28 protein-coding genes and 1 pseudogene are annotated in these 26425 nt (G+C 64.8%); 8 read left to right on the top strand and 21 right to left on the bottom strand.

Going from position 1 to position 26425, the window contains the following annotated elements; all coding sequences use genetic code 11:
- Positions 1 to 153: 153 nt before the first annotated feature.
- From F464_RS0126080 to F464_RS0126040, 9 genes are all read right to left on the bottom strand, one after another.
- Positions 154 to 1239: a type II asparaginase gene (locus F464_RS0126080; RefSeq protein WP_018992815.1), complete on the bottom strand. Its 1086-nt coding sequence runs from the start codon at positions 1237 to 1239 to the stop codon at positions 154 to 156.
- A gap of 70 nt (positions 1240 to 1309) precedes the next feature.
- The gene (locus F464_RS0126075) at positions 1310 to 2218 is read right to left on the bottom strand and encodes a glutamate/aspartate ABC transporter substrate-binding protein (RefSeq protein WP_018992814.1); all 909 of its coding nucleotides are present in this window, start codon (positions 2216 to 2218) and stop codon (positions 1310 to 1312) included.
- Positions 2219 to 2494: 276 nt separating this feature from the next.
- Complete coding sequence (locus F464_RS0126070; RefSeq protein ID WP_018992813.1) at positions 2495 to 3067, bottom strand: NADPH-dependent FMN reductase; 573 nt, start codon at positions 3065 to 3067, stop codon at positions 2495 to 2497.
- Positions 3068 to 3252: 185 nt separating this feature from the next.
- Positions 3253 to 3708 (bottom strand): potassium channel family protein, encoded by a 456-nt coding sequence (locus F464_RS0126065; RefSeq protein WP_018992812.1) that lies wholly within the window; start codon positions 3706 to 3708, stop codon positions 3253 to 3255.
- Between the two features lie 245 nt (positions 3709 to 3953).
- Positions 3954 to 4889, bottom strand: a complete 936-nt coding sequence (gene puuE / locus F464_RS0126060; protein ID WP_018992811.1) for an allantoinase PuuE — start codon at positions 4887 to 4889, stop codon at positions 3954 to 3956.
- A 69-nt stretch (positions 4890 to 4958) separates the two neighbouring features.
- Positions 4959 to 6038, bottom strand: a complete 1080-nt coding sequence (locus F464_RS0126055) for a porin (protein WP_018992810.1) — start codon at positions 6036 to 6038, stop codon at positions 4959 to 4961.
- Positions 6039 to 6229: 191 nt separating this feature from the next.
- Entirely contained in the window at positions 6230 to 7618 is a 1389-nt protein-coding gene (locus F464_RS0126050) for an NCS1 family transporter (protein WP_018992809.1), read from the bottom strand.
- A gap of 67 nt (positions 7619 to 7685) precedes the next feature.
- On the bottom strand, positions 7686 to 8417 hold the full coding sequence (locus F464_RS0126045) for an aspartate/glutamate racemase family protein (protein WP_018992808.1): 732 nt from the start codon (positions 8415 to 8417) through the stop codon (positions 7686 to 7688).
- Positions 8418 to 8452: 35 nt separating this feature from the next.
- Positions 8453 to 9205, bottom strand: a complete 753-nt coding sequence (locus tag F464_RS0126040) for a GntR family transcriptional regulator (protein ID WP_018992807.1) — start codon at positions 9203 to 9205, stop codon at positions 8453 to 8455.
- A 343-nt stretch (positions 9206 to 9548) separates the two neighbouring features.
- Between F464_RS0126040 and F464_RS0126035 the strand changes: the two genes are divergently transcribed.
- The 4 genes from F464_RS0126035 to F464_RS0126020 all read left to right on the top strand — a co-directional run bounded on the left by F464_RS0126035 (position 9549) and on the right by F464_RS0126020 (position 13386).
- Complete coding sequence (locus F464_RS0126035) at positions 9549 to 11015, top strand: NCS1 family nucleobase:cation symporter-1 (protein ID WP_018992806.1); 1467 nt, start codon at positions 9549 to 9551, stop codon at positions 11013 to 11015.
- Between the two features lie 213 nt (positions 11016 to 11228).
- Positions 11229 to 12263, top strand: coding sequence for an allantoicase (alc, locus tag F464_RS0126030; RefSeq protein WP_018992805.1), 1035 nt, complete (start codon positions 11229 to 11231; stop codon positions 12261 to 12263).
- Positions 12260 to 12805 carry an ureidoglycolate lyase gene (locus tag F464_RS0126025; protein ID WP_018992804.1) on the top strand — a complete coding sequence of 182 codons (546 nt, stop codon included), beginning with the start codon at positions 12260 to 12262 and terminating at the stop codon, positions 12803 to 12805. Before alc ends, F464_RS0126025 begins: the two co-directional genes overlap by 4 nt.
- Before the next feature lie 65 nt (positions 12806 to 12870).
- Positions 12871 to 13386 carry an AmiS/UreI family transporter gene (locus F464_RS0126020; protein ID WP_018992803.1) on the top strand — a complete coding sequence of 172 codons (516 nt, stop codon included), beginning with the start codon at positions 12871 to 12873 and terminating at the stop codon, positions 13384 to 13386.
- Between the two features lie 36 nt (positions 13387 to 13422).
- Here the strand turns inward: F464_RS0126020 and F464_RS0126015 are convergent, their stop codons facing one another.
- The 5 genes from F464_RS0126015 to F464_RS0125995 all read right to left on the bottom strand — a co-directional run bounded on the left by F464_RS0126015 (position 13423) and on the right by F464_RS0125995 (position 16126).
- The gene (locus F464_RS0126015; protein WP_018992802.1) at positions 13423 to 13797 is read right to left on the bottom strand and encodes a GFA family protein; all 375 of its coding nucleotides are present in this window, start codon (positions 13795 to 13797) and stop codon (positions 13423 to 13425) included.
- 11 nt (positions 13798 to 13808) lie between these two features.
- Entirely contained in the window at positions 13809 to 14444 is a 636-nt protein-coding gene (locus F464_RS0126010) for a glutathione S-transferase (protein ID WP_018992801.1), read from the bottom strand.
- A 120-nt stretch (positions 14445 to 14564) separates the two neighbouring features.
- Positions 14565 to 14903 carry a hypothetical protein gene (locus F464_RS0126005; RefSeq protein ID WP_018992800.1) on the bottom strand — a complete coding sequence of 113 codons (339 nt, stop codon included), beginning with the start codon at positions 14901 to 14903 and terminating at the stop codon, positions 14565 to 14567.
- 173 nt (positions 14904 to 15076) lie between these two features.
- Positions 15077 to 15541: an SRPBCC family protein gene (locus F464_RS0126000; protein ID WP_018992799.1), complete on the bottom strand. Its 465-nt coding sequence runs from the start codon at positions 15539 to 15541 to the stop codon at positions 15077 to 15079.
- A 90-nt stretch (positions 15542 to 15631) separates the two neighbouring features.
- Positions 15632 to 16126, bottom strand: coding sequence for a hypothetical protein (locus tag F464_RS0125995; protein WP_018992798.1), 495 nt, complete (start codon positions 16124 to 16126; stop codon positions 15632 to 15634).
- Positions 16127 to 16348: 222 nt separating this feature from the next.
- On the opposite strand from F464_RS0125995, the gene F464_RS31955 reads away from it, so the two are divergent.
- Complete coding sequence (locus F464_RS31955; RefSeq protein ID WP_018992797.1) at positions 16349 to 18034, top strand: ExeA family protein; 1686 nt, start codon at positions 16349 to 16351, stop codon at positions 18032 to 18034.
- Position 18035: 1 nt separating this feature from the next.
- Positions 18036 to 18917: a general secretion pathway protein GspB gene (locus F464_RS30135; protein WP_018992796.1), complete on the top strand. Its 882-nt coding sequence runs from the start codon at positions 18036 to 18038 to the stop codon at positions 18915 to 18917.
- 115 nt (positions 18918 to 19032) lie between these two features.
- Here F464_RS30135 and F464_RS0125980 read toward each other — a convergent pair whose 3' ends face one another.
- Together F464_RS0125980 and F464_RS0125975 are read right to left on the bottom strand one after the other, a co-directional pair.
- Positions 19033 to 19941 (bottom strand): LysR family transcriptional regulator, encoded by a 909-nt coding sequence (locus F464_RS0125980; RefSeq protein ID WP_026296336.1) that lies wholly within the window; start codon positions 19939 to 19941, stop codon positions 19033 to 19035.
- A gap of 96 nt (positions 19942 to 20037) precedes the next feature.
- Entirely contained in the window at positions 20038 to 20364 is a 327-nt protein-coding gene (locus F464_RS0125975) for a DUF2917 domain-containing protein (RefSeq protein ID WP_018992794.1), read from the bottom strand.
- A 208-nt stretch (positions 20365 to 20572) separates the two neighbouring features.
- Between F464_RS0125975 and F464_RS0125970 the strand changes: the two genes are divergently transcribed.
- Entirely contained in the window at positions 20573 to 22000 is a 1428-nt protein-coding gene (locus F464_RS0125970; RefSeq protein ID WP_018992793.1) for an aminotransferase-like domain-containing protein, read from the top strand.
- A gap of 161 nt (positions 22001 to 22161) precedes the next feature.
- Here F464_RS0125970 and F464_RS30130 read toward each other — a convergent pair whose 3' ends face one another.
- The 5 genes from F464_RS30130 to F464_RS31225 form a co-directional block, all read right to left on the bottom strand.
- Positions 22162 to 22983, bottom strand: coding sequence for a chitosanase (locus F464_RS30130; RefSeq protein WP_018992792.1), 822 nt, complete (start codon positions 22981 to 22983; stop codon positions 22162 to 22164).
- Positions 22984 to 23078: 95 nt separating this feature from the next.
- Positions 23079 to 23630: a dihydrofolate reductase family protein gene (locus F464_RS0125960; RefSeq protein ID WP_018992791.1), complete on the bottom strand. Its 552-nt coding sequence runs from the start codon at positions 23628 to 23630 to the stop codon at positions 23079 to 23081.
- Positions 23631 to 23695: 65 nt separating this feature from the next.
- Positions 23696 to 24028, bottom strand: a complete 333-nt coding sequence (locus F464_RS0125955) for a YnfA family protein (RefSeq protein WP_018992790.1) — start codon at positions 24026 to 24028, stop codon at positions 23696 to 23698.
- A 145-nt stretch (positions 24029 to 24173) separates the two neighbouring features.
- Positions 24174 to 25205, bottom strand: coding sequence for a tellurite resistance/C4-dicarboxylate transporter family protein (locus F464_RS0125950; protein WP_018992789.1), 1032 nt, complete (start codon positions 25203 to 25205; stop codon positions 24174 to 24176).
- 287 nt (positions 25206 to 25492) lie between these two features.
- Positions 25493 to 26146 carry a hypothetical protein gene (locus F464_RS31225; RefSeq protein WP_157354206.1) on the bottom strand — a complete coding sequence of 218 codons (654 nt, stop codon included), beginning with the start codon at positions 26144 to 26146 and terminating at the stop codon, positions 25493 to 25495.
- Positions 26147 to 26273: 127 nt separating this feature from the next.
- Between F464_RS31225 and F464_RS31220 the strand changes: the two are divergent.
- Positions 26274 to 26425, top strand: a pseudogene (locus F464_RS31220) (IS110 family transposase); the annotation flags it as partial.

Raw genomic sequence — 26425 nt, 5'->3', positions numbered from 1 at the left:
GCATGACTCCAGAAACGTCGGAGGAAAAGGCCCCGGCGGATGCAACCGGCGCAGCCGTCCCCTGCCCCCGGCGCACGAGGCGCCGGCGGTACGGGATGCTTCAGGGGCGGGAGATCGGGTGCTTACCCGGACTTGAAATCCGGGGACAAGCTCTTAGTATTCCCAGAAGATGCGCTGCAGTTCCTTGCTGTCCTGCGTCCGGGTCAGGGCGACCGCGGCGAGGATGCGCGCCTTCTGCGGATTGAGGTCGTGGGCGACGACCCAGTCGTACTTGTCGTCGGGCTGTTCGGCGTTGCGCAGCACGAAGCCGCCGCCGGTGACGCGCGCCGAGCGGATCACCTGCACGCCCTTGCCGCGCAGCTCCTGCAGCACCGGCACGATGTGCTTCGCGACCGAGCCGTTGCCCGTGCCGGCGTGGATGATCGCCTTGATGCCGGCCTTGTCGAACGCGCGGTAAGCCGCGTCGCTCATGTTGCCGTAGCCGTAGGCGACCTCGACCGGCGCGAGCTTCTCGATCTTGTCGATGTCGAACTCGGAGTTCGTCGTGTGGCGCTTCACCGGGCCGCGGAACCAGTAGCTCTTGCCCTCGACGACCATGCCCAGCGCGCCCCACGGGCTCTTGAAGGCCTCGGTGCGGATGTTGACCGCCTTGGTGACATCGCGCCCGCTCTGGATCTCGTCGTTCATCGTCACCAGCACGCCCTTGCTGCGCGCATCCTTTGCCGCCGCGACGGACACCGCGTCGTACAGGTTCAGCATGCCGTCGGCCGACAGCGCGGTACCCGGGCGCATCGCACCGACCACGACGATGGGCTTGTCGGTATGCACGACCAGGTTCAGGAAGAAGGCCGTCTCCTCCAGCGTGTCGGTGCCGTGCGTGACCACGATGCCGTCGACGTCGTCCTGCTTCGCCAGCGCCGCGACGCGCTTGCCCAGCGTCATGAGTTGCTCGTTGGTGAAGCTCTCGGATGCGATCTGGAACACCTGCTCACCGCGCACGTCGGCGACGTCGGCGAGTTCCGGCACACCGGCGATGAGCTTGTCGACCGGCACCTTCGCGGCCTGATAGGTCGCGCTGTTGGCGGCGGTGGCCCCCGCTCCGGCGATCGTGCCGCCGGTGGCGAGGATGACGACTTTGCTCTTGGCATCGGCGAAAGCGGTGCTGCTGGACAGCGCCAGCGCGGCGATCAGCGCCAGCGTGCGGCCGGCGGTCCAGCCCTTGTGGTTGCGAACTTGCATCTCGAGTCTCCTTGCGCGGCCCCGCATGGGGGCCATTTATATTTTTCAGTTGGGGTCGGGACCGGACCGATCACTCGAACGCGCGGTCGTTCGGCTCCTTGAAGAGCTTCTTCATCACATCCGAGATCGGGAAGCCGAGGTTGATGTTCTTCGGCGGGATCGCCGCGAGGAACCATTTGTTATAGATCGCCTCGGCCTCGCCGGAAGTCATGGTCTTCGCGATCGCCGCATCGACCACCTTCTTGAAAGCCGGATCGTCCTTGCTCATCATGCAGCCGTAGGCTTCATATGATTGCGGCGTGCCGGTGATGGTCCAGTCGGCCGGGCGCTTGGCCTTCGCCAGTTCGCCATAGAGCAGCGCGTCGTCCATCATGAAAGCGACCGCGCGCCCGGTTTCCAGCGTGAGGAAAGACTCGCCGTGGTCCTTCGCGCTGATGATATTCATACCGAGTTTCTTTTCCTCGTTCATCTTGCGCAGCAGGCGCTCCGAGGTCGTGCCGGCGGTCGTCACGACGTTCTTGCCGGCGAGCTGCTCGAAGTCCGTCACGCCCGACTCCTTCTTCGTCATCAGACGCGTGCCGACGACGAAGATCGTGTTCGAGAAGGCCACCTGCTTCGCGCGCTCGCTGTTGTTCGTCGTCGAACCGCACTCGATCGACACGGTGCCGTTCTGCACCAGCGGAATGCGGTTCTGTGAGGTCACCGGCATCATGCGCACCTGCAGGTTCGGCATCTTCAGCTCGGCTTTGATCGCCTCGACGACCTTCAGCATCATCTCCTGCGAATAGCCCACCACCTGCTGGTTCTGGTCGTAGTAGGAGAACGGGATCGAGGATTCGCGATGGCCGAGCGTGATGCTCCCGGTTTCCTTGATCTTCTGCAGCGTATTGGCCTGCGCGACGGCGGGCACGAGGGCGACGGCACCGACGGTGATCAGGGCGGCGAGGGTGGCATTCAGGGGCTTGCGCGGCAACATCATGTCTCCTTTGGTATGGCGGGATAAATAATCCCGATGGCCATATCCATTGCAGACGGCGTGCCAGCTTTTTTGCTGCACTGCGCAAGGCGCCCAGCCCTTGGCGCGCATGGAACAGTGGAATCGGAGTTGTGCGCGGCCGTTCGGAAATCCGAATTTCCGGCCGCAGATCCGTTCGGTTTTCCGAACGGATGGGTCGTGCCGAAACGCCACCCCACGACCGGATCGACGGGCGGAATGCCCGCCCCGCCGATCATCGGGTGACGTCCGGCCGACCGATCAGGTGGTGCGCGGCAGCACAGTCAGCACGCGCACGATGAAGGCATGGAACTCGTTCATGTAGTTGCGCAGGAACTCGGCCGTCGAGTCATCCGTGACCTGTCCGTCCTCGGTGATGAGGCCCGGCTTGAACTGGATGTATGCCTCGACCGTGTTCATCAGCGGCGCGTTGCAGTAGCACAGCACACCGCGCAGGCTATGCTGGGCTACGGCCGTGCCGATCGAGCCGGGTGAGGCTCCGATCACGGCGGTGGGCTTGCGGGCGAAGGAGTTCTGGCCCCAGGGGCGGCTCGCCCAGTCGATCGCATTCTTCAGGCCGCCGGGAATGGAGCGGTTGAATTCCGGTGTTACAAACAGGATGGCATCCGAATCACCGATCGCCTTCTTGAAGGCGCGAGCGACCGGCGGGAAGTCGGCATCGTAATCCTGGCTGTAGAGCGCCAGGTCCCTGATCGGGATTTCGGTCAGCTCCAGTTCAGGGGGCGCCAGACGTACCAGCGCCTTCGCCAGCATGCGATTGATCGAGGTGCTCGAGAGGCTGCCGACAAAGTACCCAACCTTGTACCTGGTCATACGAATCTCCTTGCTGTTCAGTGTTCCGCGCCTGCCGCTGCGGCAGTGCGCAGGCGAGGTGGCCGCCGCAGCCGGGATCGGCCATGCATCGACCATATATCACCATAGGTGTGGCGAACCTCGTCGGCAAGTGGGACGGTACGGCACGGAACTTCGGCGCGAAACGCCTGCTGACGGGGGGATCGCTATTGTCCGTCCCCGTCGCGCGGCGCTGCGGGATCGACGCTCCAGAACCGCTCCATGGCGATGTAGGTGAAGGAGGCCGACCAGCCGATCAGCAGGAGTCCGTTGAGCGCCTCGACGCCCGCCAGCAGGCGCACCGGCCCGGTCGGCGTCAGGTCGCCGAAGCCGAGCGACGTGTAGGTTTCCGCCGAGAAGTACAGGCAACTGGCGAGAGAAAAACCCGCCTTACCGGACAACTCGCCGGCGTTCAGGAAGCGGACAAGGATGTAGAGGGCCGCACCATACAGCGCGATCTCGACCGCATGCGCGAGGAAGGTCCCTCCCATGACGACGAGGAGCTTGGTGCGGTTCGGTATTCCCAACCGCGGGAGCGTCGAATTCAGCACCCGCAGGGCTTCGTAATGCAGCACCGTGCTCGACACGATCAGCAGGGCGCAGGCGAAAAACACGATGTACACGGACGCGGATCTCCCGACAGTGGCTCACGATGCGCCGGCCGCATGAACTGCGGGCCGTGCCGCCCCCATGGGCAACCGGAAACAGATTCCGCGCACATCGATGCGGAGTCTATGCGAGCATGACTTAACCGTGTCTTAAGGCCCTCACGCCGCGCAACCTGCGGCACGGCACGGGCGCGGATCGCACGCAGCGCGTACCGGACGCGGAGGCGGCCGTCCAGCGGCGACCGGCCTTCCGCAGGGGTTCAGCGTGCCGGCGCGTAGGGGTGATGCTCGCGCCAGTGGCGCGCGATGTCGACGCGGCGGCATACCCACACGCGGTCGTGCTTCTCGATGTGGTCGAGGAAGCGCTGCAGCGCGCGGAAGCGGCCGGGGCGGCCGAGCAGGCGGCAGTGCATGCCGACCGACATCATCGCGGGGCGCTCGTCGCCTTCCGCATACATCACATCGAAAGCGTCGCGCAGGTATTCGAAGAACTCGTCGCCGTGCGAGAAACCCTGCGGCAGCGCGAAGCGCATGTCGTTGGTGTCCAGCGTATAGGGGACGATGAGCTGCGGCACGGTCGCGCCGTCGCTCTTCTGCACCTCCATCCAGAACGGCAGGTCGTCGCCGTAGTAGTCGGCGTCGTACAGGAAACCGCCGTAGTCGGCGACGAGGCGGTGCGTGTTGGGGGAATCGCGGCCGGTGTACCAGCCCAGCGCGCGTTCGCCGGTGAGTCGTTCGATGATCTCCATGCCGATGCGCATGTGCTCGCGCTCGGTCGCCTCGTCGACGTTCTGGTAGTGGATCCAGCGCCAGCCGTGGCAGGCGATCTCGTGGCCGAGTTCGCGGAAGGCGGCGGTCACTTCGGGATGGCGCTGCAAGGCCATCGACACGCCGAAGATCGTCAGTGGCAGGCCGCGGCGCTCGAACTCGCGCAGGAAGCGCCACACGCCGACGCGCGAACCGTATTCGTAGATGCCTTCCATCGACAGGTGGCGGTCGGGGATCGCGGGCGGATTGAAGAGTTCGGACAGGAACTGCTCGCTGCCGGGGTCGCCGTGCAGCACGCAGTTCTCGCCGCCTTCCTCGTAGTTCAGCACGAACTGCACCGCGACGCGCGCGCGGCCGGGCCAGTTCGCGTAAGGCGGGTTGCGGCCGTAGCCGACGAGGTCGCGGGGGTAATCCTTGTTCATGGTCATGCTTCTCTCCTGCAGGTTTCCGCGGGGCGGGCGGTGCGCCCGGCCGGTCGCACCGCCCCGCTCGCCCGCTCAGTAGTAATGGATCATGCCGAGCGCTATCCCCCTCGGATCCGCGCCGGCGGCCACGCCGCCCACGGCGGCGTCGAAGTCGTTGCTCGCAGCTGCACCGTTCTTCAACCGCGCGTACTGCGCATACAGCTCGGTGCGCTTGCTCGCGTGATACGCGTAGCCGAAGGCCCAATGGCTGCTGCGCGTGTCGCTGCGCGACAGCTCTCCCCCCTTGACGCCCGAGTCGCGCGCATAGTTCGCGCGCAGCTCGTGCGGGCCGAAGGGCCAGGACATCGTCAGCGCCCAGTCGTTGATGCGGAGCGTATCGCCGGTGAAGTCGGCGCGGTGGTCCTCGTAGATCGCGCCGAGCTTCGGTCCGCCCTGGATCGCATAGGTCGCGACCAGTCCGAGCGAATTGCCGCTGCCTTCGAGCGTGCCCTTCTGGTGGCGATAGCCGAGGCCCGCGTGCAGGCCGCCGAGCTCGTAAGTGGCGGCAACGGAGTATTCGTCGGTAGCGTGCGTCGTCGCCGTCTTGTTCTCGCCGGCGCTGAACTGGCCGCGCACGCGCAGGCCGTTCCAGTCGGGCGACCAGTAATTGACGCTGTTGAGCGCCTGGAAGCCGCTGGGCGGAGCGCCGAGCTTGAGCGGCGCGACATACACGACGGCGTCGATGCTGCCCAGCGTGAGGATGTCCCACGGGTCCGCGCTCAGGCTGGAGATGTAGAACGGCCGGTGGCGCTTGCCGAGCATCAGCTCGCCCCACCCGCCGCCCAGTCCGACGTAGCCTTCGGCCCCTTCGTTGCCGAACATGCCGCCGCGGCCATCGACCGGCGTGTTGCCCTCGATCCAGAAAAAGGCGCGCTGACCGCCGCCGAGGTCTTCCTTGCCCGAGAAGCGGATGCGGCTCGCGATGTCGGTGACGCGGGTACGTTCGTCCAGGTCGGCCGCGTCGCCGGCGGTCGCGCCCTTGGCCGAGACCATGTCGATCTGCGCCGCGGCGCGGCCCGAGATCGTGACGTTGCTCTGCGCCTGCGCCGCCCCCGCCGCGAGCAGGGCGACGGCCCCGAGGGCCGCGGCGCCTGCCTTGATATTTGCTTCCATGCTGTCTCCTCTTGTTCTCTTGTCTGATGGTTTGGTGTCGGGCTTAGTAAGCTTGCGATTCGGTGCCGCGCAGCCCCCGGCACCCGGGTAGGGGCGCAGACGACGGCACAGCAAATCCCCTGCCGGCCGGATCGCGGCCATGCATCGGGCACTGCGGCGCGGTGGAAGCAGCCACCGCGCGGTACTGCGGATCAGTTGTGGCGGAAGCGCTGGCAGGCGTCCCAGTGGTTCATCAGCAGCCAGTACGTAAACCCGGCCGGAGGCAGGCTCGCGTACCAGGACACCGAAGGGAAGCTCAGCGCCACCATCGCACCCACGGCGGTCGCAACGATGCCGGCCCAGTTCACGCCGCGGTACGGGCCGTCGGCGTCGTAGAAGTGCTGCAGGTTGAGCGTGCGGCGGCGCAGGATGTAGTAATCGACGACCAGGATCGCGAAGATCGGGCCGAGGAAGGCCGAGTAGGTCTGCACGAAGATCTGCAGCCCTTCGGCCGACTCGTCCTTGACCAGCACCCACGGGAAGGTCGCGAACGCGAGCAGGCCCACCAGCACCGCCGACTTGCGGAACGACAGCTTGAACACGTCCATCAGCACGTAGGCGGGCGGCACGACGTTGTTGAGCACGTTGGTCGTGACCTGCGCGAAGGCGATGAAGAGCAGCGTCACGACGAGCAGCGGCTTGTTGTCGACGGCGCTCGAAAACACCTTGATCGGATCGGCGGTGCCGGTCGCACCGGACACCATCAGGCCGATCAGGCCCATGAAGAGCGTCGCCGGCAGGATGCTCATCGAGTAGATTGCGGTCAGCGCGCCGGACTTCACGTCCTTGTGCAACTCGCGCGAGTAGTCGCTGACGTTGAGCATCATGGTGCTGTAGATGCCCAGGAAGAGCATCGTCGCGCCCCAGAACGGCAGGCCCCAGGTGCCTTCGATTCCGGTGATCTTCGCATCGACCTGCCCGCCGAACTTGGTGATCACCGCGTAGAACATGTACACGAGCGAGAACAGGATGAAGCCGCTGCCGATGTTCTCCAGCCACTTGATGCCGTGGAAACCGTAGATCGACAGCGCGACCTGGATGAGCTGGAAGGCGATGAACCACATGACGAGGTTGTCGTAGCCGAACATCGTCGCCGACACCGCATTCAGCGCGCCGGCGCCGATCCAGCTCTGGAAGCCGAACCACACGACCGCCGGGATTGCACGCACAAAGCCGGGAAAGCGCGTGCCGGCGAAGCCGAAGGCGCTGCGCGCCTGCACCATGAAGGGAATGCCGTATTTGTGGCCGGCCGCGCCGTTGATCGCGAGTGCGATGCCGATGACGAAGCAGCCGATCGCGATCGCGGTCGCCGCCTGCAGCATGTTGAGCTGGCCGACGAGGCTCGAGCCCATCGCGAAGGTGCCGATCGACACGCAGCCGCCGAGCCAGGCCAGGAGGTAGGACCAGCGGTCCATGATGCGCGTCTGCTGCGGCGCGAGCGATTCCTCGCCTGCCGCCTTGTGCTGCGACGCGTCGGGCGCCGCCGTCCCGGCACCTGCGCCCAGTCCGGGCGCAACGATCTTCTGTTGTGCAACAGCCATCTTCCGTCTCCTTCGGTGCAAGCCGGACGCCTCTTTGCGGACGTCTCGGCGCTGTCGTCGCGGTGCTTCAGGAACTCAGGTGCTCGAATCTCCCGGTGAAGCGCTTCGGCGGCGGGAAGGCAAGATCGCCGTGCTTGCTGGTGCCGAGCTTGAGGCTCGCAAGCGTCTCGGCGAGCTTCACCGCAGCAGTGACGCCTTCGACGATGGGCAGGCCGACCGCTTCGCGGATCTCGTCGGCGAGGTCCGCCATGCCGCCGCAGCCCAGCACGATCGCGCCGATGTTGTCCTCGGCCTTCGCGCGGAGGCATTCCTCGACGATGCGGTTCACTGCGCACGCGCCGTCGTCCTCCAGATCCAGCACCGGAATCTCGGCCGCGCGCACGCGGCGGCAGTGGTGGGCAAAGCCGTAGGACTGCAACAGGTGCTCGGCGATGATGCCGGTGCGCGAGAGCGTCGTGACGATGGAGAAGCGCGTGCTGATCATCGTCGCCAGATGGAAGGCGGCTTCCGCGATGCCGAGCACCGGTGCGCGGGTGAGCTCGCGTGCCGCCAGCAGGCCGGGGTCGCCGAAACAGGCGATCACGTACGCGTCCGTCGCCTCCAGCTCGCCCTTGCGCACTTCGTCGGCGACGCCGACCGCACTGATCGCCTCGTCGAAATGGCTCTCGATCGATACCGGACCGCTGTCCGGATTGGTCGCGACGATGCGCGTGCCGGGGGCGGCAACGCGCTGCGCCGAGACGCCGATCTTCTCGGTCATGCTGCGGGTGGTGTTGGGGTTGATGACGCGTATCAGCATTGCTGTCTCCTTCTTTGTAATAAGGGAGAACGTCCTCAGCGCAGCTTGGGGCGGCGCTGGGCGACCTCCTCGAGAATCTTCTTCAGGTCCGCCGGGGCGGGTTCTTCCTCGACCAGGACGACGGTGCGCTCGACGTCGCGCAGGTGGCGATCCATCCAGCGCGTTGCACCTTCGACATCGCCGCGGGCGATGATCTCGATCACGTCGTCGTGCTCGGAATGGCGGCAGCTCGCGGTCTGCGGTGAGCCATAGGTGGCGATCACGAGCGATGAGCGCGACACGAGCTGGGTCAGGAAGTCGGTCAGCGTCTCGTTGCCCGCAAGCCGCATCAGTTCGACGTGGAAGGCGCCGGACAGGTAGATCGATTCGCGCCAGTCACCACCGTCCTGCGCGGCATGTTCGCGGCGCACCAGATCGCGCAGCGCTTCGAGCGCGGGCGGCGTCGCCTTCGCGACGACGAGCGGTATCGCGCCGCACTCGATGACGCGACGCGCGGAGAAGATGTCGCGCGCCTCGCTCACCGAGGGCTGCGCCACCGCGGCGCCACGGTTCAGGCGCACGTCCACCAGACGCTCATGCGCGAGACGCTGCAGCACCTTGCGGATGCTGGTGCGGCTGACGCCATAGGTTTCGGCGAGCGTGTCCTCGGGCAGCTTGGTGCCGGGCGCGAGGTGGTTCTCGACGATCGCGACGAACAGGTTGCGGTAGATCGCCTCGTCACGGCCGTTGCCGCCGAGTGCTTCGTCGGCGCGCGTGGTCCCCAGTTCGGCAGATGCTCGTTTTCCCATCATTGTCTCCATGCACGGGCAGGACACGTCCGGCCCGTCGTTAAACCAAGTCTAGAACCGCTTTGGACACAATTCAATATTTTTTTGTATCCACTCAAACAAATCAACGCACACATTAATTCGCTCTGCTGTTACATACTCCGGACACCAATATCGACGCGGATCACTTAGCAAAGCCATAAAAACTTCTTGACTTCATCTATTGGATACACTTTTATATCAACACGGATACAGTTAATGAGCTCATAAGAGAAATTATACGTTCCTGCCTCGACGACTGTAGGACCGCACAATCCACAAAGGTAGCCGTCGCGGCATTCGCCGCGGCCATGAGGAGACAAGCATGTCAGAGCACCTGCCGGCGGGTTACAGCGACCGCCTGTACAACGAGGACCTCGGTCCTCTGAAAGACAAGAACTGGAACTGGTACAACATCTTCGCGTTCTGGATGTCCGACGTTCACAGTGTCGGTGGATACGTTTTCGCTGGAAGTTTGTTCGCACTCGGCCTCAGCAGCTGGCAGGTCCTGGTATCGCTGATCGTCGGCATCTGCCTGGTCAACGTGTTCTGCAACCTGGTCGCACGCCCCAGCCAGCAGGCCGGCGTGCCCTACCCGGTTGCCTGCCGCCTCGCCTTCGGCGTGTGGGGCGCAAACGTGCCAGCCATCATCCGCGGCCTGATCGCGGTGGCGTGGTACGGCATCCAGACCTTCCTCGCCTCGTCGGCGCTGACGATCGTGCTGTTGCGCTTCTTCCCCGGCCTTGAGAGCCTGGCGCATAGCAGCTTTGCCGGCCTCTCGTATCTGGGCTGGCTCGGCTTCTCGATCATGTGGGTGCTGCAGGCGATCGTGTTCTGGCACGGCATGGAAGCGATCAAGCGCTTCATCGACTGGGCCGGTCCCGCGGTCTACATCGTGATGTTCCTGCTCGCGGGCTGGATCGTCTGGAAGGCCGGCATCGACAACATCAGCCTCAACCTCGGTGAGGTGAAGTACGAAGGCTGGGGCGTCGTCGGCCCGATGATCACCGCGATCGCGCTGGTCGTGTCCTACTTCTCGGGCCCGATGCTGAACTTCGGCGACTTCTCGCGCTACGGCAAGACCTTCGACGAAGTGAAGCGCGGCAACTTCTGGGGCCTGCCGGTGAACTTCCTCGCCTTCTCGATCGTCACCGTCGTCATCACCTCGGGCACGATCCCGGTGTTCGGCCACATGATCACCGACCCGATCGAGACCGTCAGCAAGATCGACAACACCCTGGCCGCGGTGCTCGGCGCCTTCACCTTCGTCACGGCCACGATCGGCATCAACATCGTCGCCAACTTCGTGTCGCCGGCCTTCGACTTCTCCAACGTCGCACCGAAGCACATCAGCTTCCGCACCGGCGGCTTCATCGCTGCGGTCGGTTCGATCTTCATCACGCCGTGGAACCTGTTCAACTCGCCCGACGTGATCCACTACACACTCGACATGCTCGCCGCCTTCATCGGCCCGCTGTTCGGCATCCTGCTGGTGGATTTCTACCTCGTGCGCAACAAGAAGATCGTCGTCGATGACCTCTACAGCGACAAGCCGGGCGGCGCCTACTGGTACGACAACGGGGTGAACAAGCGCGCGATATGGGCGCTGGTTCCCGCTGTGCTCGCCGGCGTCGTGATCACGCTGTCGGGCACCAAGGTCATGGCCGACTTCAACTGGTTCATCGGCTGCGCGCTCGGCGCCCTGTTCTACCACCTGGCGATGAAAGGCCAGAGCGTGTCCGAAGGCGAACTTGAGATCACGCCACGCCTCGCTACCGAGTCCGCATCCTGAACGCGCGCGGCGGATACGCCGGATGAACAACAGGCGTAGGGCGGGAGGAGCGAAGCGCATCCCGCCAATCACCGGCCGAACTCGTGCCGACCGTCCGATTGGCGGGTTACGCCTACGGCTCCGCCCGCCCTACGTTCGAGTCCGCTAATTCGCCCACTTGAAGCACGGTGGCACTCGATCCCGCCCGCCCCCAACCCCACGGAGAACCATCGCATGAGTCACAACGCCGGCAGCATCCGCATCGCCGAACCCGCCAACCTGCCCGACTGGGCCACCCGCTCGGTGGATCTCGCCAATCCGCGCATCGGCGCGAAGGCGCTGCATGCCTCCGACGACTTCTTCGCCGAAGTCTCGCGCATGCTCAACCCCGAACCGGCCCAGTTCATCCCCGGCAAGTACGACGACAACGGCAAGTGGATGGACGGCTGGGAAACCCGTCGCAAGCGCACCACCGGCCACGACTGGTGCTTCGTGAAACTCGGCCGCAAGGGCACCATCCGCGGCTTCGACGTCGACACCAGCCACTTCACCGGCAACTACGCGCCCGCCGTCTCGATCGAGGCGACCGTCTCGGACTGGGACGACGTCGCGGCGCTGAAGGACGCGAAGTGGGTCGAGATCCTGCCCTCGACCTCGCTCGCGGGTAACAGTCACCACCTGCTGCAGGCGAACTCCGACGCGGCGTACACGCACCTGCGCGTGAACATCTACCCCGACGGCGGCATCGCGCGTCTGCGCGTGTATGGCCAGCCGGTGGGCGTGTTTGAGAACGTCGGCGATCAACTCGTCGATCTGGTCGCGCTGGAAAACGGCGGCCGCCCCGTGGCGTGGAACGACGCGCACTTCGGCACCGCCGCCAACCTGATCCTGCCCGGACGCGGCATCAACATGGGCGACGGCTGGGAAACCCGCCGCCGCCGCGAGCCCGGCTCCGACTGGTGCATCCTGCAGTTGGGTGCGGCCGGCACGATCGAGAAGATCGAAGTCGACACCGCCCACTTCAAGGGCAACTACCCTGACCGCTGCTCCATCCAGGCCGCCTTCGTCGAGGGCGGCACCGACCAGTCCGTGATCACCCAGAGCATGTTCTGGCCCGTGCTGCTGCCCGAACAGAAGCTCTCCATGGACGCCATCCACAGCTTCGCCGAACAGATCGCCAAGCTCGGGCCCGTCACCCACGTACGCCTCAACATCATCCCGGACGGCGGCGTCTCCCGCCTGCGTCTGTGGGGGAAAGTAAAAAAATGAGTGGCACGATGAACGCCCTGCCCTTGCGGGCGGAGGTGCCTGAACCACGCCACATCGTCGCCGAAGCGCTCACGCCCGAGGCCTTCGCGCCCTTCGGCGACGTCATCGCGGCACGCGACGACGTGCGGCGCTTCGCGATCAACGGCGGCAACACGATGCGCTTCCACGATCTCGCGCACATCGACCCGGGTCCGGACGGCCGCAGCATCGTATCGGTCTTTCGCGGCCAGCCGCGGCGGCTACCCTTCACGCTGCGGATGATGGAACGACATCCGCTTGCCAGCCAGGCCTTCATGCCGCTGTCGGGCGCGCCCTACCTCGTCGTCGTCGCCCCTGCCGGCGAGGCGCCCGGCGTCGAAGGTCTGCGCGTATTCCTCGCACGCGGCGACCAAGGCGTGAACTACGCGCGCGGGGTGTGGCACCATCCCCTACTCGCACTTAACGCGGTCGCTGACTTCCTCGTCATCGACCGCGACGGTCCCGGCCACAACTGCGACGAGGTGATTCTCCCCGAACCCGTCGTGATCGATCTGTCGCACTGAAAACCGGGTCCGGCCCAACGCCGGACCCGCCCCGAACCACCCCCAACTGCCTCCCCCAATCGATCATGCTGCTCGGCCTTACCCTCTTCTACGTCGGCGCTGTCCTGATCCTCAACGGCCTGTGGATGCTCGGCCGCATCGGCGACCGCGAGATCCCGACGATCAACATCTTCGCCGGCGGCATCACGCTGCTCGTCTCGCTCAAGCTCGCCTTCGGCGAAGGCGCCGACGCCGCCTCGATCAAGGCCGCCGCATTTTCGCTGCTCTTCTCCTTCACCTACCTGTGGGTCGCAGTCAACCGCCACAACGGCGCCGACGGACGCGGCCTCGGCTGGTTCAGCCTCTTTGTCGCAATCACCGCCGTCCCGGTCGCGATCGACACGCTCGCCGGCGCACATACCGTCTGGGATCTGTGGCTGGGCGCCTCATGGGCCGCCTGGAGCATGCTGTGGCTGCTGTTCTTCCTGCTGCTCGCGCTGCAGAAGCCGCTCGCCCGCGTCACCGCGTGGACTGCCATCGTCCAGGGCATCTTCACCGGCTGGCTGCCAGGCTACTTGCTGCTCAACGGCACGATCCGCTGAGCGGATGCGACACCCCGTCCGGGCGGGCAAGGCCGCCTAGCGCGAGCGCCCGTCGTAGTGCTTCACCGGCAGCGACGCCAGCTTCACACCTTCGAGGCAGCGCACGTTGATCGCCGCCATGCGGTTGCCCTGCGGATCCGTGCCTTCGCCGAAGGTATGGATACCGCAGATCGGGCAGAAGCGGTGCTTGATCGTGTGCGTGTTGAACGTGTAGGTACCGAGGTTCTCTTCCGGCGTCAGCAGACGCAGCTTGTCGCGGGGGACGAACCACAGCAGCGCCCCCTTGCGGACACAGATCGAGCAATTACAGTCCATGACCTGCGTGAGTTCGCCTTCGACCTCGAAGGCGATCCGGCCGCAATGGCAGCTCCCCTTGTAGATCATCGCCGCGCTCCCATGATCGAAACTCATCCAGTTGTTCGCTAGGCGTGCGCCCGGTAGGTGCCCGCCCCGTGCGGCGCGGCAAGAAACTCGGGCAGCGCTTCGGCCCGGGACGAGTACGCCGCGAGCGTCGGAAAATCGGCTGCAGGGACGGCATCCGGGACAAGCTGCTGCGCGAAGTGCCACGCGATCGCCGTCGTCACCCCCGCCTGGTCGATCGTCTCGCTCGTCACCGCAAGCGGTCGCCGCTTCACCTCCTGCTCCAGAGCGCCGAAGGCGGCAAGCAGCTGCCCCGTCACGCGCTCGACCCACGGTTCGTACTGCTTCTCGGGCGGACGCTGGCCGCGTTCGTAGATGATCTGCACGCTCTTCTCGCAGGCCGCCAGCGCGAGCCCGATCACGCGCAGCGCATGCTGCATTTCCGGCAGCGGACCGGGCATCAGGCTGCGTGGCCGGGCGAGCGCCTCTGCGTACTGCAGGATCAGCGTCGAATCCATCAGCACCTCGCCGTCGTCGCAGATGAAGGTCGGCGCCTTGACGACGGGGTTGATCTCGCGGAACTGGTCGAAGGTGCGGAACACCGACAGCGACTGGTGTTCGAAGCGCAGCCCGAGCAGCTGCAGCGACACCGCCACGCGGCGGACATAGGGTGAATCGAGCATGCCGATCAGTTTCATCGTGGTTCCTCCTGGTCAGATCCCGCGCGAGCGGATGCGTTGATGATGCCGGCACGCTGCCGCCCGCGCAGCAATGCGAAATGGAAGCTTACACTCCGGGTCACCGATCCTCGGCTGAACTCACCGGCTGCAGGACGTCCGCACGTGGGACGGGAAGGCCAGCACGAGGAAAGTCAGCATCAGCACCGCGACGAGCAGCGGCCAGAAGGCCGGCGGGCGCGAAAAGCTGACGTGATCAACGATCAGGCTGCCTACCCGGTAGAGCTCGTAGGCGGCCGCCCCCATGCCGAGCCACCAGGCCCAGCGATAGTGCTTCAGCAGCCCCCACGCGACCAGGATGCCGGTCAGCCCCATGATCCACGTCAGCGGCTGCGAGAAGCTGAAGCGCAGCATCAAGGCATCGCCCGGCAGGGCGATTCGGATCACGGTGCCGCCGAGCACGATGACGGAAAAGGCCACGGCTGTCGCCGCGGCAAGGTGAATGCGGGTAATTGCCATAAGACTCGCTGTGAGTTGAACGACTGTCGCGCCCGACGAACCGGACCATCCGCCGCAGCGTGCAGCAATTCTGCATCAAGCCGCCCGCATTCTGCATGCCCGATACACATCTGCCGCATCGCGGCACGCCCGGCTCAGGCGACATTCCACACTTCGGCAGCCAGGCGGTCGAGGTTCTGTTCGTTCGCCTCGGTCACGAAATCGGCGATGCGCTGCCGCTCCGCCGCCGTGTCGAATACCTGGCGCCAGCCGACGAGCGTCTGTTCGCCCTGTGCCGTCAGCGTGATCGTCAGCTCGAAATGATGGCCGACGACATGCTCGACCACGATCCGCTCCGGCGCGACGACTTCGACGAACACGCTCTCGTTCGGGTAGTTCCTGCCATCCGGCCCGTGCATGATGAACTGCCACCTGCCGCCGGGCCGGAAATCGAACGCCTGAAACGTGTTGCTGAAGCCCTTCGGTCCCCACCAGCGCGCGAGGTGCGCGGGGTCGCTGAAGGCCCTGAAGACGCGCTCGCGCGGCGCGTCGATCAGGCGCGCATGCACGAATGCGCGGTCGGCCGCGGAGTCGATGCCGCTTGCGGGTTCTTCGTTCATGTTCGTCCTCCTCACGTTGCCACACCCGGGGCGGAACATGAGCGCCCGGTGCGGCCTGCGCGCCGACGTCGGTTCGACATGCGACGCCCCTCAGCCCACGATGTTCCCGCAAAAGATGCTTCGGTCACCGTCCGCCGGGCCTGTGAGGACATTGATCGCGTGAGGGGTTTCGCGCAGTTTCTGCAGCGATACCGGCGCGACGTTGCTGAGCGTGACCGGTCCGCGAAAGGCCGCGATGGCGCCTTGCCGTCCGAGCGGACTCGCGAGCACGTGGTCGGTCAGCGAGTAGGCGGGGCGCTCGCTCATGGCATCGCAGCGGCCTCCGTGGATATACGTGTAGAGATGGATCGGGCGCGAGGCATAGCTCGGCACGCTGCTCAACTGCAGCGTGACGGTCGTCTCGCCGCCATGCGAAACAAGCGTCGCGCTGCCGATACGTCCCGCGTTGTACCGTGTCGCGGTCAGCGGCACGCGCAGGATCTCGCTGCCCGCCGCCCCCTGCATGTCCCGTTCCGCGCCCATGCCGGCGCATCCGGCGAGGGCAGCGATCAGCGCCACCCCCGGCATCAACCAAGTCTTGCCCATTGTCGTCTCCTTCCAGGCAAGGGAATCACGTTCCTTTGACCGCCAAGGCGGCCATTCGTCCGCCGGCGCGCCCCGTCGGCCGTGCGTGACGGTTCAGGGGGCCGGCCAGCCTTTGCGAATCCGCCGCTTTGATGTGACACTAGCGTAGCGTCCCACCCTGCGGGCGCGCTGGCGATTCCCTGCAACGACGCCTGGCCGCTCCGGCGGAGACGAGACGCACGCATGTACAACGAGTATTTCGGGTTTTCCGCGGCGCCCTTCTCGATCGCGCCCGATCCGCGCTATCTCTTCATGAGTGAACGTCACCGCGAGGCGCTCGCGCACCTGCTGTACGGGCTGCGCGTCGATGGCGGCTTCGTTCTGCTTACGGGCGAGGTCGGCACGGGCAAGACGACCATCTGCCGCTGCCTGCTCGAACAGGTGCCGGACGACTGCGACATCGCCTTCATCCTCAATCCCAAGCTCGACACGGTGGAACTGCTCGCGACGCTGTGCGACGAGCTGCACGTGCCGGTCGCGGCGGGCGAACGCTCGATCAAGGTGCTGGTCGATAGCATCAACCGGCACCTCCTCGACGCGAATGCGCGCGGGCGCAAGACGGTGCTGATCGTCGACGAGGCGCAGAACCTGTCGACCGAAGTGCTCGAACAGCTGCGCCTGCTCACCAACCTGGAGACGCACGAGCGCAAGCTGCTGCAAATCATCCTGCTGGGCCAGCCGGAGCTGCGCGAGCGCCTCGCGCAGCCCGAACTGCGGCAGCTCGCACAGCGCATCGTCGCGCGCTACCACCTGGAGCCCCTGTCGCGGCAGGAAGTGGGCGCGTACGTGAATCACCGCCTCGCGGTCGCCGGCGGGCAGCAGCGGCTGTTTGCGGACGCGATCATCGATCGCCTGTACCGTCTGAGCGGCGGCACGCCGCGCCTCATCAACGTGATCTGCGACCGGGCGCTGCTGGGTGCCTACGTGGAAGGCAAGACGAGCGTCGGGCGCAGCACGCTGGACAAGGCGGCGGGCGAGGTGCTGGGCCCCATGCCGCAGGCATTCCCGGCACGGCGGATCGTGCTGGCCGCCGCGCTCGGCGTCGCGCTCGCAGGCGGAGCGGCGGCGACCTGGCACTACGGCCTTGCCGTTCCCGCAGCGGAAACGACGGCACCCGTCGCAACCGCCCCCACGGCATCCGAACCTGCGCCGCCCGCCGCCCCCGAAGGCAAGGCGGCGGACGCGGGCATCACGGCGGCAGGTGCTCAGCCCGTCGCCGCCGAAGCGGCCGCGGCAACGCCGGAGAAACCGATCGCCTGGCCGAAGCCCGACGAACACTGGCTGCACGAGGTGATGGCCGTGCGCAGCCTGTTCGCTCAATGGGGGCTGGACGCGCGGCTGATGGGCGTCGAGGATGCCTGCCGCCTCGCCGCTCGCCGCGATTTCGACTGCCTGCGGCGCGAAGGCAGCCTCGACGAGCTGCGGGCAATGAACGCGCCGGCCATCGTCGAACTGCGCCAGCCCGACGGCCCGAATTTCCTTGCGACGCTGCTTGCGCTCGACGGCGAGCGCGCCCGCATCGCGTTCGCCGGCGACACACACGACGTATCGCTCGACGCCCTGCGGCGGCAATGGCACGGCAACTACACCCTGTTGTGGCGGATGCCGTCCGGATGGCACCGCACGGTCGGCGCCGGCATGCGCGGCAGTGACGTCGCGTGGGTCGTGCGCCAGCTCGCACGCTGGGAGGGGCTCGCGGAACCGGACGCACCTGCCGGCACCTACTCCGCCCGGATCGAAGAGCGCATGCGCGCCTTCCAGCGCAGCACCGGACTGCCCGAAGACGGCGTGGTCGGCCCGATGACCGTCGTGCGCCTCGCTGCCCTGTCCGACCCCGGCACGCCCGTCCTGACGAAGCAGGCCCAATAGCATGTCCTACATCCTCGAAGCCCTGCAGAAATCCGAGCACGCGCGCCACCGCGGCAAGGTGCCGGACCTGAACACCGTTCCCGAGACCACACCGAACGTCACGGGGCAAGCCGCAACGTCCCGCCCGCCGTACCTTGCAGCAGGTTTCGCGGTCGCACTCGCGGCGGCGATCCTGGGCTGGTGGCGGCCGTGGCAGGCACCCCAGCCGGCAACGCCTGCCCCCACCCCAACGGCCGTCGCAACCGCCGCCGAAGCGCCACGCCAGCCCGCGGCGGGGGAGCAAACCGCACAACGGCCGGCGCAGGCGAAGCAGGACGTGCTGGCAGAAGCGGGCCAGGCTGCCACCCCGGCTCCGCTTGCAGCCCCCTCATCAGTCGCGCCCCGGACGGCTCCGTCCGAGCCCGCGCCTGCCGCGGCCGCGCCTGCAGCACCACCGGCACTCCAACCCCTCGCCCCCGTGCGTACGCCTGCCGCGGCACCCGAACCGGCCAAAACCGTTGCGCCCGTCGCGAAGGCACGCCGCGAACCGCCCGAATCCGAGCGCCCGGCACCGACCGCGGAGGCCGCCCCGATCCGCCGCAGCGAATCGAGCCCGGGGAAATCAACCGAGGGCACGCCCCCAGCGCCGACCACAAACCGCAAGGGACCGGACGGACGCATCCTGAACATGCACGAGCTACCGCCCGCGGTGCGCAGCAGCCTGCCGCGCCTCAGCATCTCCGGCTTCGCCGCAGCGCCCGATTCGGGCAAGCGCATGGTCGTGATCAACGACCGGCTGGTGCAGGAAGGCGAGGAGGTCGTGCCAGGCGTGACGCTCACCAGCGCCGAGAAGGACGCCGTGGTGCTCGACTACCAGGGCTACCGCTTCCGCGCGCAGCAATAGACGCGGCGTGCCGACTATTGACCGGGCCAGTCGACAGGCCCGGACACCTTTCCCCCCTTCAAGGGGCGAGGCTGAGCGTGCAGCACGCAACCCGCGTCACGTAAATGCCTGCCGGCTAGCCGCGCTCCCAGTAGCCCGGCGTGTTGTAGATCCCCTTCAGGTACTCGATGAAGTGCCGCACCTTGGCCGGCAGGTAGCGCTGCTGCGGATACACGGCCTGGATGTCGTAGGTGGGCGCGGCAAACTCGTCGAGCACGGTCACCAGCTCGCCGCGCTTGAGCTCGGCCTGGATCTCCCAGGTCGAGCGCCAGCCGATTCCGAGGCCCTGCTTGACCCAGCTGTAGAGCAGCTCGCCGTCATTGCAGTCGAGGTCGCCATCGACGCGCACCGCGACCAGCTTGCCGTCGCGCACGAAGCTCCAGCCGCGCTGTTGCCCGCCCTGCAGGTTGAACGCGAGGCAATTGTGGCGTGCCAGATCCTCCAGCACGCGCGGCTCGCCGTGGCGCGCAAAGTATCCCGGCGTGCCGCAGACGGCGCGCCGGTTCGGGAACAGCCGGACGGCGACGTAGTTGGGATCGGTGACCTCGCCGATGCGGATGCCCATGTCGTAGCCCTCGCGCACCAGATCGACGACGCTGTCGGTTAGATTGAACGACAGCTTGAGTTCCGGGTAGCGCGCCTTGAAGGCCGGCGCGTGCGCGGCCACGTGGCGGCGTCCGAAGGCCGCGGGGGCGGAAACGACAAGGTGCCCGCGCACCGTGTCGCGCCCGGCGCTGACGCTGGTTTCGGCCTCGTCGAACTCGTGGAGCAGGTGGCGGCACTGCTCGAGGAACTGCTCGCCGAGGTCGGTCAGCGTGAGGCCGCGCGTCGAGCGGTGCATCAGGCGCACGCCGAGGCGCTTTTCCAAGCCATCGAGGCGACGCCCCATGACCACCGGCGTGACGCCCTCGACCAGCGCCGCAGCAGCAAAGCTGCCCTTCTCGGCGACGAGGACGAAGCTGCGGATTTCGGTGTAGCGGTCCATGCGCGCCATGCCAGGTTGGGGATGCCACGCACTGTACCGCATGCGGGCCTCTCCCCGCTTACCGCTCCGCGCTCCCCCGCTTGCTCGACCCGCCGATCAGATCGCCGCGCCCGCGGGGCCGGCGGAACGCAGCGCACGCGGCCGATGCAGGCGGCCGAGCACGCGGCTCGCCCAGCGCACCGGCCACGGCGCGTCGGCGACGAGGCGCACGCTGCCGCGCGGCACCCCTTCGATGAGCACCAGACCGCCGCTCGTTACACGCATCCCCTCGCCCGCATCGAGGAAGAAGTCGCCCGCCTGCCCTTCCACCGTCACCCAGATCCGCCCCCGGGTGCACTCCACGCGCAATCCGCTCGCATCGCGCAAGGCGAGCGGACTCCATTCGTCCAGCTTGATCGTTCCGCTGCTCGATAACACCCGCATGTTCGCTCTCCTGAAATCGTCATTGATCGCGCAATGCCAGTCTAGGAATCGCGAACAGTCCAGTACAGACACACGGAAACGAAATTGACATCGATACACTTTGCACTTTTCCAAAGTGTACTGGTCGGAAATGGACGCAACTGTGCCTTTCGGTCGTGGACGGCCGGCAGGACAATGCGCGACAACGCCTTGCCGGGACGGAACGCAAATGGACCAGCGCACGCTGCGCTACGAACAGCTCGCCGACGAACTGGGCGGCATGATCGCCGAGCGCATCCTGCGCCCGGGCGACCGCCTGCCCTCCGTACGCACGATGGCGCGCGAGAAGAAGCTGTCGATCTCCACCGTCGTTCAGGCACTGCGCCAGCTCGAAGAACGTGGCCAGATCGAGGCCCGGCCGCAGTCGGGCTTCTTCGTGCGGCCGCCCGCCGCCTGTCACACCAACCAGCTCGAACCGCAAGCGCGTCCGCGCCGCACCCGCCCGGTGGCGGTCGACATCAGCAGCCGGCTGATGCGCGTCGTGACGCTCAACAGCCGCCCCGACATGGTGCCCCTCGGTGCCGCCCTGCCCGCCCCCGAACTGCTGCCGATCGCGGCGCTGCAGCGCCTGTACGGGCAGATCGGGCGGCACGCCGGGCACCTCCTCGAAGCGGCGAGCCACTCGATGCTCAACCACCCCGAGCTCGTGCGCCAGCTCGTGCGGCATTCGCTGACCTGGGGACAGGCGCTCGCCGCCGACGAGATCGTCGTCACCAATTCCTGCACCGAAGCCCTGCTGCTGTGCCTGCGCGCGGTCACGAAGCCCGGCGACACGGTCGCGGTCGAATCGCCGTCCTACTACCTCATGCTGCAGCTGCTGGAACAGCTCGGCCTGAAGGCGCTGGAGATCCCGACCCACCCGCGGCTCGGCCTGTCCGTCGACGCGCTGGAAATCGCGAGCCGCGAACGGCGCATCGCTGCGTGCCTGCTCGTCACCACCTTCAACAACCCCCTGTGCAGCCTGATGCCCGACGACGAAAAGCGCCGCCTCGCCACGCTGACCGCCGAACGGGGCATCCCGGTGATCGAGGACGACATCTTCGGCGAGCTGTATTTCGGCCTGCAACGCCCCTGGCCGCTCAAGTCCTTCGACGCGACCGGCAACGTCATGCTGTGCTCATCGCTGTCGAAAACGCTGATCCCGTCGCTGCGCCTCGGCTACGTCGCAGCCGGGCGCTACCACGCCGACGTACTGCTGCAGAAGACGCTCACCTCCGGCGCGACGAACCCGGTGACGCAGGCGGTTGCCGCGCGCTACCTCGAATCGAGCGCCTCCGACCGCCATCTGCGCTTCTTGCGGCGAGCCTTTCACAAGCAGGTCATGCAGATGTCCGAAGCGGTGCTGCGCTACTTCCCCGCAGGCACGCGCATCTCGCAGCCGCAGGGCGGATTCGTGCTGTGGGTCGAACTGCCGGCCGACGGCGACGGCATGGCGCTGTTCGAACAAGCCGCACAGGCCGGCATCGCCATCGTGCCGGGAGAACTGTTCTCGCCCGGCGGGCACTTCAAGAACTGCCTGCGCCTCAACTGCGGCCACCCGTGGTCGCCGCGCATCGAGGACGCAATCCGGCGCCTCGGCGCATTCGCCGCAGGGTGACGACCGGCCGTCCAAAAATAGGGGACAGACCACGATTTTGCGGTTTCACATCCGTCTTGTCTGGCTCGACTTCTCGTTCCCGACTACGTTCACCGTCAAAAAAACGTGGTCTGCGCCCTATCTCGTCCCCCACAAGGGGCTCGCGGCTTCTCTCCATCCAGCTAAGGTGAGGGGCGCGTCTCATGCGGCGCGCCCGCCTCCACCGATCCGTTGGCCGTCGCGACCGTATCGAGGTCCCAGTCTCCCTTCTCCACTAGCCCCCGGAGCCGATCAATTCGTGGCTTGATCGACGGGTAAAACTTGGCCAGAGCCCCCTGCTGCATTGCCTTATCGCGCAGGTCGAGGAACGCATCCAGCCACGCCGCCTCCTTCTCTCTCGAGCTTAGCGGAGGCGGCACCCTCTCAGAGGCTGCTGCCTGTAGCTTCCGGGCACGGCCCTGGCCAATCTGAATGGCTGTATCGTAGAGGATCGCAACCCCCAATTTCGATGACACGCCGAGATCCCTAGCGGTTTGCTGTGCCCACCTCGCATAAGGAACTCTCTGTTCAGGGCGTTCCGTCTTGAGCTGAGCCTCACTGGGTTCTGGCGTACCGAATTCAGCAATATTTACGAGTTTCTGAGCTTCATCGAGTGACCGCAAAGCATCGGCCGCATTTGCCTGCACTTGCGGCGAACCGACTCTCTGCAGTTCAACCAGCACGGATCGCCCTGATTCATCCTTCTTGAGCTGCACGATTCTCACTGCAATGTCTTCATAGCCCAAGGCAGCAAAGGACGCGTAGCCAAATTCCCGTTCCTCCGGCTTATCAGAAGTCAGTAACGGACGGAGCTTGTCGAGGGCCGCAATTTGATTCAATTGCAGTTGGCGAAAATTGTACACCTGAGTGAAAAGGGCACCGACCCCCGTAACAGCGATTCCAAGTACCAGCGGCGTCACTGAGGCCACTTTATCCCACAGATCCTTGCGTCTTTCGTCTGCCACGGGTACCTCCTGGATTGCAGCCGTTCCGATGCGCGCGCCGGAGCAGCCGCCCGTGCCGATGGCGTTGTCAGACGAACCGTCTCGGGACGAGGTTGTCACTCCATTCTTTGATAGCGAAGGATCACGCAGCCGACCGAAAGCGGGCGTGATTCGAGCAACTGAAGCCCTTGTTGTTTTAATCCGTCAGCAAACAAGAGTCTGCCGCTGCCATGAATCACCGGGGCAATACCAATACGATATTCGTCAAAAAGCCCCTCGTTCATAAGAGTCCTCGAAAGATCGGCACTCCCGAAGACGAATATGTTTCCATTTCCCTGTTGCTTCAGCCTGGCCACTTCCTCTGCGACCTTGTCCTTTACCAATGTCGTGTTGTTCCACGCCGCAGTCTGCAGGGTGCGCGAACAGACCACCTTCGGAAGACTGTTCATGTAATCCGCAATATTTCCCTGTTCCGTCTGCCAATATGCGGCCATGCCCTCATAGGTTACGCGTCCGAACAAAAGCGCATCGGCTGACTCCAACTGCTCAAGCGAGAATCGTTCGAGTTCTTCGCCCCAGACCCGCTCGTGCCAAGGCAAGTCCCAGCTCTTCGCACCCTCGAAGTAACCATCGAGGGTGACGAGATTCCACATGATCAGTTTTCGCATCGCATGATCTCCTTTGCGTTCCGCTCGACTGCCGGGTTGGGCCACAGACGCGAAGACTGTGGAGGCTATCCATGCCTTGGAGCAAACATAATGATTGCCATGCCAACCACCGCAACGAGAGAACCGGCAATATCCCAAGCGGTGGGTTTGATTCCATCGACGAGCCATAGCCACATGATCGCGACGAAAACGTAAACGCCGCCGTAGGCAGCGTAAACACGCCCCGCTGCTGCAGGATGGAGCGAAAGCAGCCATGCAAAAAGCGCCAGACTCAGAGAAGCGGGAACGAGAAGCCACGCGCTCTTGCCTTCTTTGAGCCAAAGGTATGGAAGGTAGCAGCCAACAATTTCGGCGACTGCCGTAACGAAGAACAGTGCAATAGTTTTTAGCTCAAACATTCGAATGCTCCACAGGCCGCAGAGAAGAATACAAGAATCGGCACTGGTGGTACGGCATGCAACGCTCGGTCAAAAATGAAAGGTGGCTCATGGGGCCCAACGCTTTTGCTAATCCCTTCGTCAGCTCCTTTGCGCTGGAGAATATCTAGAAACGAAATGCATTGACGTGTCGCAGGAGATAGCGGGCAAACCCCGCGAATACCGTTATCCACGCAGCCAGCGCGATGTACACGAACAGCTCCGGCAGGAAGCCAAGGAATTCGAAACCCATCGCCTCGATCATCCGGTGCGTGCAGGTCGCGTACATGCCCAGGGGGAACACCGCGCCCCAGTAAAGCGGATCGTACCGCAGGGGGAAACGCCGATAGCCGTGGCGCCACACGCCCAGGAGCAACAGCATCGGTATCCACCATGTGCCGGTCGCCCAGTAGAAGACGGTGAACCCCTTGATGAAAGGCAGCAGCGACAGCAGGAAAGGCGCGTCATGCCCGTTCAGGATGAGCAGCGACCCCGCCAGCGTCGAGATCGCCATCGCGCCCATGTTGATCCAGTACGGCGGCGACAGATCACTGGGAGAGAACGGAAAGAATGTGTAGCGGTAGAAGATCAGCGACATCATCCAGATATAGAGCATGCCGCCCCATAGCCACATCGAAAGCACCAGGAAGTTCATCTCCAGTCGACCTGGCTGCTCGATATGCGCCGCCAGCAATGCGCCGAGCACCGCGATCGATTGCGTCGCCACCACGGCGAGCAACCAGGCGCCACTGATCCCCTGATGCAGCGGCGGCTTGTCCTTCTTGACCGTGAAGCCGGTGAAGATCGCGTAGGTGAGTCCGATCCACAGCACGGCCGCTCCTCCCCAGAGCACCATGGCGATGCGGTATTCCCCCTCCAGCAGCACGAACTGGCTGCCGAGGATGCATGTGGCTGCCACGGACGTGAAAAAGCCGGGCCCGCGAAGGTGATCGATCAGGTCATCGAAGAGTCGCCGCGGGTAGCGCACGACGCGCAATATGGTAAGAAACCACAGCACGATATAAACGACGCAATTGAGCAGGAACAACGCCCTGGCTACGGATCGCATCTCCAGCAGGTGTGCCGCGAGCGAGACAATGCCCGTCGCCATGACCATGCCGAAATATGCCGGCGACAGCCCCGCGAGCTGAGCGACCACCGGTTCCCCCTGCGACGCAGGCCCTAGCAAGCTTTCTGATTCGTCTGGAATGGTTCTCATGACGTGGGCAGCAGGAAGAGATTTGGCGGCTTCGCGGCAAGCTTACTACCGACGAGGCTCGAGTGCATAAGTGTGCAGCCGGGGGCAGGCCATTTTGACCGGTCGGCTGCAGCGTAGTGTTGGGCGACATCGCTTCGGCTGGACTCGTGGTATTTTCGCAATCGCTGGTATCGAACGCTAATTCCCGTTGATCGTTCACGCATATTGAGTTGGCTAAATGCATAAATTTAGTCCGAACGATAAAAGCCTGAACCATCCTGAAATCTCCACCATTGCAAAGAGTTCCAGTCACATTCGCACTCTGCACGTCCAGGGCAGAGACGTGCATACGTGTTTTCCTCAGAATAATAGTGGAGGGTAACCGTATAAAACGATTTGCCGCGGTTCCTTGCAAGGGGGATAGCCTTCCTTTCACCATAGTGTGACAGCATGAACAGGCTACCCCATGCCTCTTTAGGTGCGGTAGTCACCTCGATTCCAAACTTGCAGGGAAACGGTTTGATGCAAGCATCGAGCCCAGCGTATTCGTAAGCGGGCCTTGTTGGCGCGATATCTTTCGGGTTGTACGGGTAGGTCTTGACTCTACACCCATCGCGAGAGGCCCAGTGTTCTGGAGATAGCGAAGAATAAATGGCCCTACAGATTTCCGCTGGCGCCATATCGGAAGAAAACAACTTCCTGATCTCGGCCATTTTGCACTTACGGCTTGCGCTGCCTTCCTCGTAGACAAGCGTGCCCATCGAAGGAAACGGAAGCTCGTTGTACTTCGATGCGACGATTTCACGCAGACGATTGTTCTCTTCATCATTGTCTGCTTCCCGTGCTCTGAAATATTCGGTAGCGAGATAGATAATAGAAAGGACAGTGAAAATCGCAGCCAATACAGGTAGCCGAAGCCTCGCTTTTATCATGGCGCCCAACGAATGAAATGGACTCCCCCTGCACCTGGGGCATCGGTGTGCCAGATTGGGATTGCGAAAGTCTCAATCACGGTGAGGAGGAGTCGAAATGAACGTTACCACTGTCGGTGTCGACCTGGCGAAGAATGTATTCAGTGTGCATGGGGTCGGGAGGGATGGCAAGGTGCTGCTCAGGCGAAGTGTCGGACGTGCCGATCTGCTGCCGCTGTTCGCGCAGATGCCGCCGTGTCTGATCGGCAT

This window comes from Aromatoleum toluclasticum ATCC 700605 (genome assembly GCF_000378245.1).
GTDB classification, from domain to species: domain Bacteria; phylum Pseudomonadota; class Gammaproteobacteria; order Burkholderiales; family Rhodocyclaceae; genus Aromatoleum; species Aromatoleum toluclasticum.
This window is presented reverse-complemented; position numbering and strand designations above follow the sequence as displayed.

Coding starts and splice junctions, on each gene's coding strand:
- F464_RS0126080 (WP_018992815.1), bottom strand. CDS start 1,239: ATGCAAGTTCGCAACCACAAGGGCTGGACCGCCGGCCGCACGCTGGCG.
- F464_RS0126075 (WP_018992814.1), bottom strand. CDS start 2,218: ATGATGTTGCCGCGCAAGCCCCTGAATGCCACCCTCGCCGCCCTGATC.
- F464_RS0126070 (WP_018992813.1), bottom strand. CDS start 3,067: ATGACCAGGTACAAGGTTGGGTACTTTGTCGGCAGCCTCTCGAGCACC.
- puuE (WP_018992811.1), bottom strand. CDS start 4,889: ATGACCATGAACAAGGATTACCCCCGCGACCTCGTCGGCTACGGCCGC.
- F464_RS0126055 (WP_018992810.1), bottom strand. CDS start 6,038: ATGGAAGCAAATATCAAGGCAGGCGCCGCGGCCCTCGGGGCCGTCGCC.
- F464_RS0126050 (WP_018992809.1), bottom strand. CDS start 7,618: ATGGCTGTTGCACAACAGAAGATCGTTGCGCCCGGACTGGGCGCAGGT.
- F464_RS0126045 (WP_018992808.1), bottom strand. CDS start 8,417: ATGCTGATACGCGTCATCAACCCCAACACCACCCGCAGCATGACCGAG.
- F464_RS0126040 (WP_018992807.1), bottom strand. CDS start 9,205: ATGGGAAAACGAGCATCTGCCGAACTGGGGACCACGCGCGCCGACGAA.
- F464_RS0126035 (WP_018992806.1), top strand. CDS start 9,549: ATGTCAGAGCACCTGCCGGCGGGTTACAGCGACCGCCTGTACAACGAG.
- alc (WP_018992805.1), top strand. CDS start 11,229: ATGAGTCACAACGCCGGCAGCATCCGCATCGCCGAACCCGCCAACCTG.
- F464_RS0126025 (WP_018992804.1), top strand. CDS start 12,260: ATGAGTGGCACGATGAACGCCCTGCCCTTGCGGGCGGAGGTGCCTGAA.
- F464_RS0126020 (WP_018992803.1), top strand. CDS start 12,871: ATGCTGCTCGGCCTTACCCTCTTCTACGTCGGCGCTGTCCTGATCCTC.
- F464_RS0126015 (WP_018992802.1), bottom strand. CDS start 13,797: ATGAGTTTCGATCATGGGAGCGCGGCGATGATCTACAAGGGGAGCTGC.
- F464_RS0126010 (WP_018992801.1), bottom strand. CDS start 14,444: ATGAAACTGATCGGCATGCTCGATTCACCCTATGTCCGCCGCGTGGCG.
- F464_RS0126000 (WP_018992799.1), bottom strand. CDS start 15,541: ATGAACGAAGAACCCGCAAGCGGCATCGACTCCGCGGCCGACCGCGCA.
- F464_RS0125995 (WP_018992798.1), bottom strand. CDS start 16,126: ATGGGCAAGACTTGGTTGATGCCGGGGGTGGCGCTGATCGCTGCCCTC.
- F464_RS31955 (WP_018992797.1), top strand. CDS start 16,349: ATGTACAACGAGTATTTCGGGTTTTCCGCGGCGCCCTTCTCGATCGCG.
- F464_RS30135 (WP_018992796.1), top strand. CDS start 18,036: ATGTCCTACATCCTCGAAGCCCTGCAGAAATCCGAGCACGCGCGCCAC.
- F464_RS0125980 (WP_026296336.1), bottom strand. CDS start 19,941: ATGGACCGCTACACCGAAATCCGCAGCTTCGTCCTCGTCGCCGAGAAG.
- F464_RS0125975 (WP_018992794.1), bottom strand. CDS start 20,364: ATGCGGGTGTTATCGAGCAGCGGAACGATCAAGCTGGACGAATGGAGT.
- F464_RS0125970 (WP_018992793.1), top strand. CDS start 20,573: ATGGACCAGCGCACGCTGCGCTACGAACAGCTCGCCGACGAACTGGGC.
- F464_RS0125960 (WP_018992791.1), bottom strand. CDS start 23,630: ATGCGAAAACTGATCATGTGGAATCTCGTCACCCTCGATGGTTACTTC.
- F464_RS0125955 (WP_018992790.1), bottom strand. CDS start 24,028: ATGTTTGAGCTAAAAACTATTGCACTGTTCTTCGTTACGGCAGTCGCC.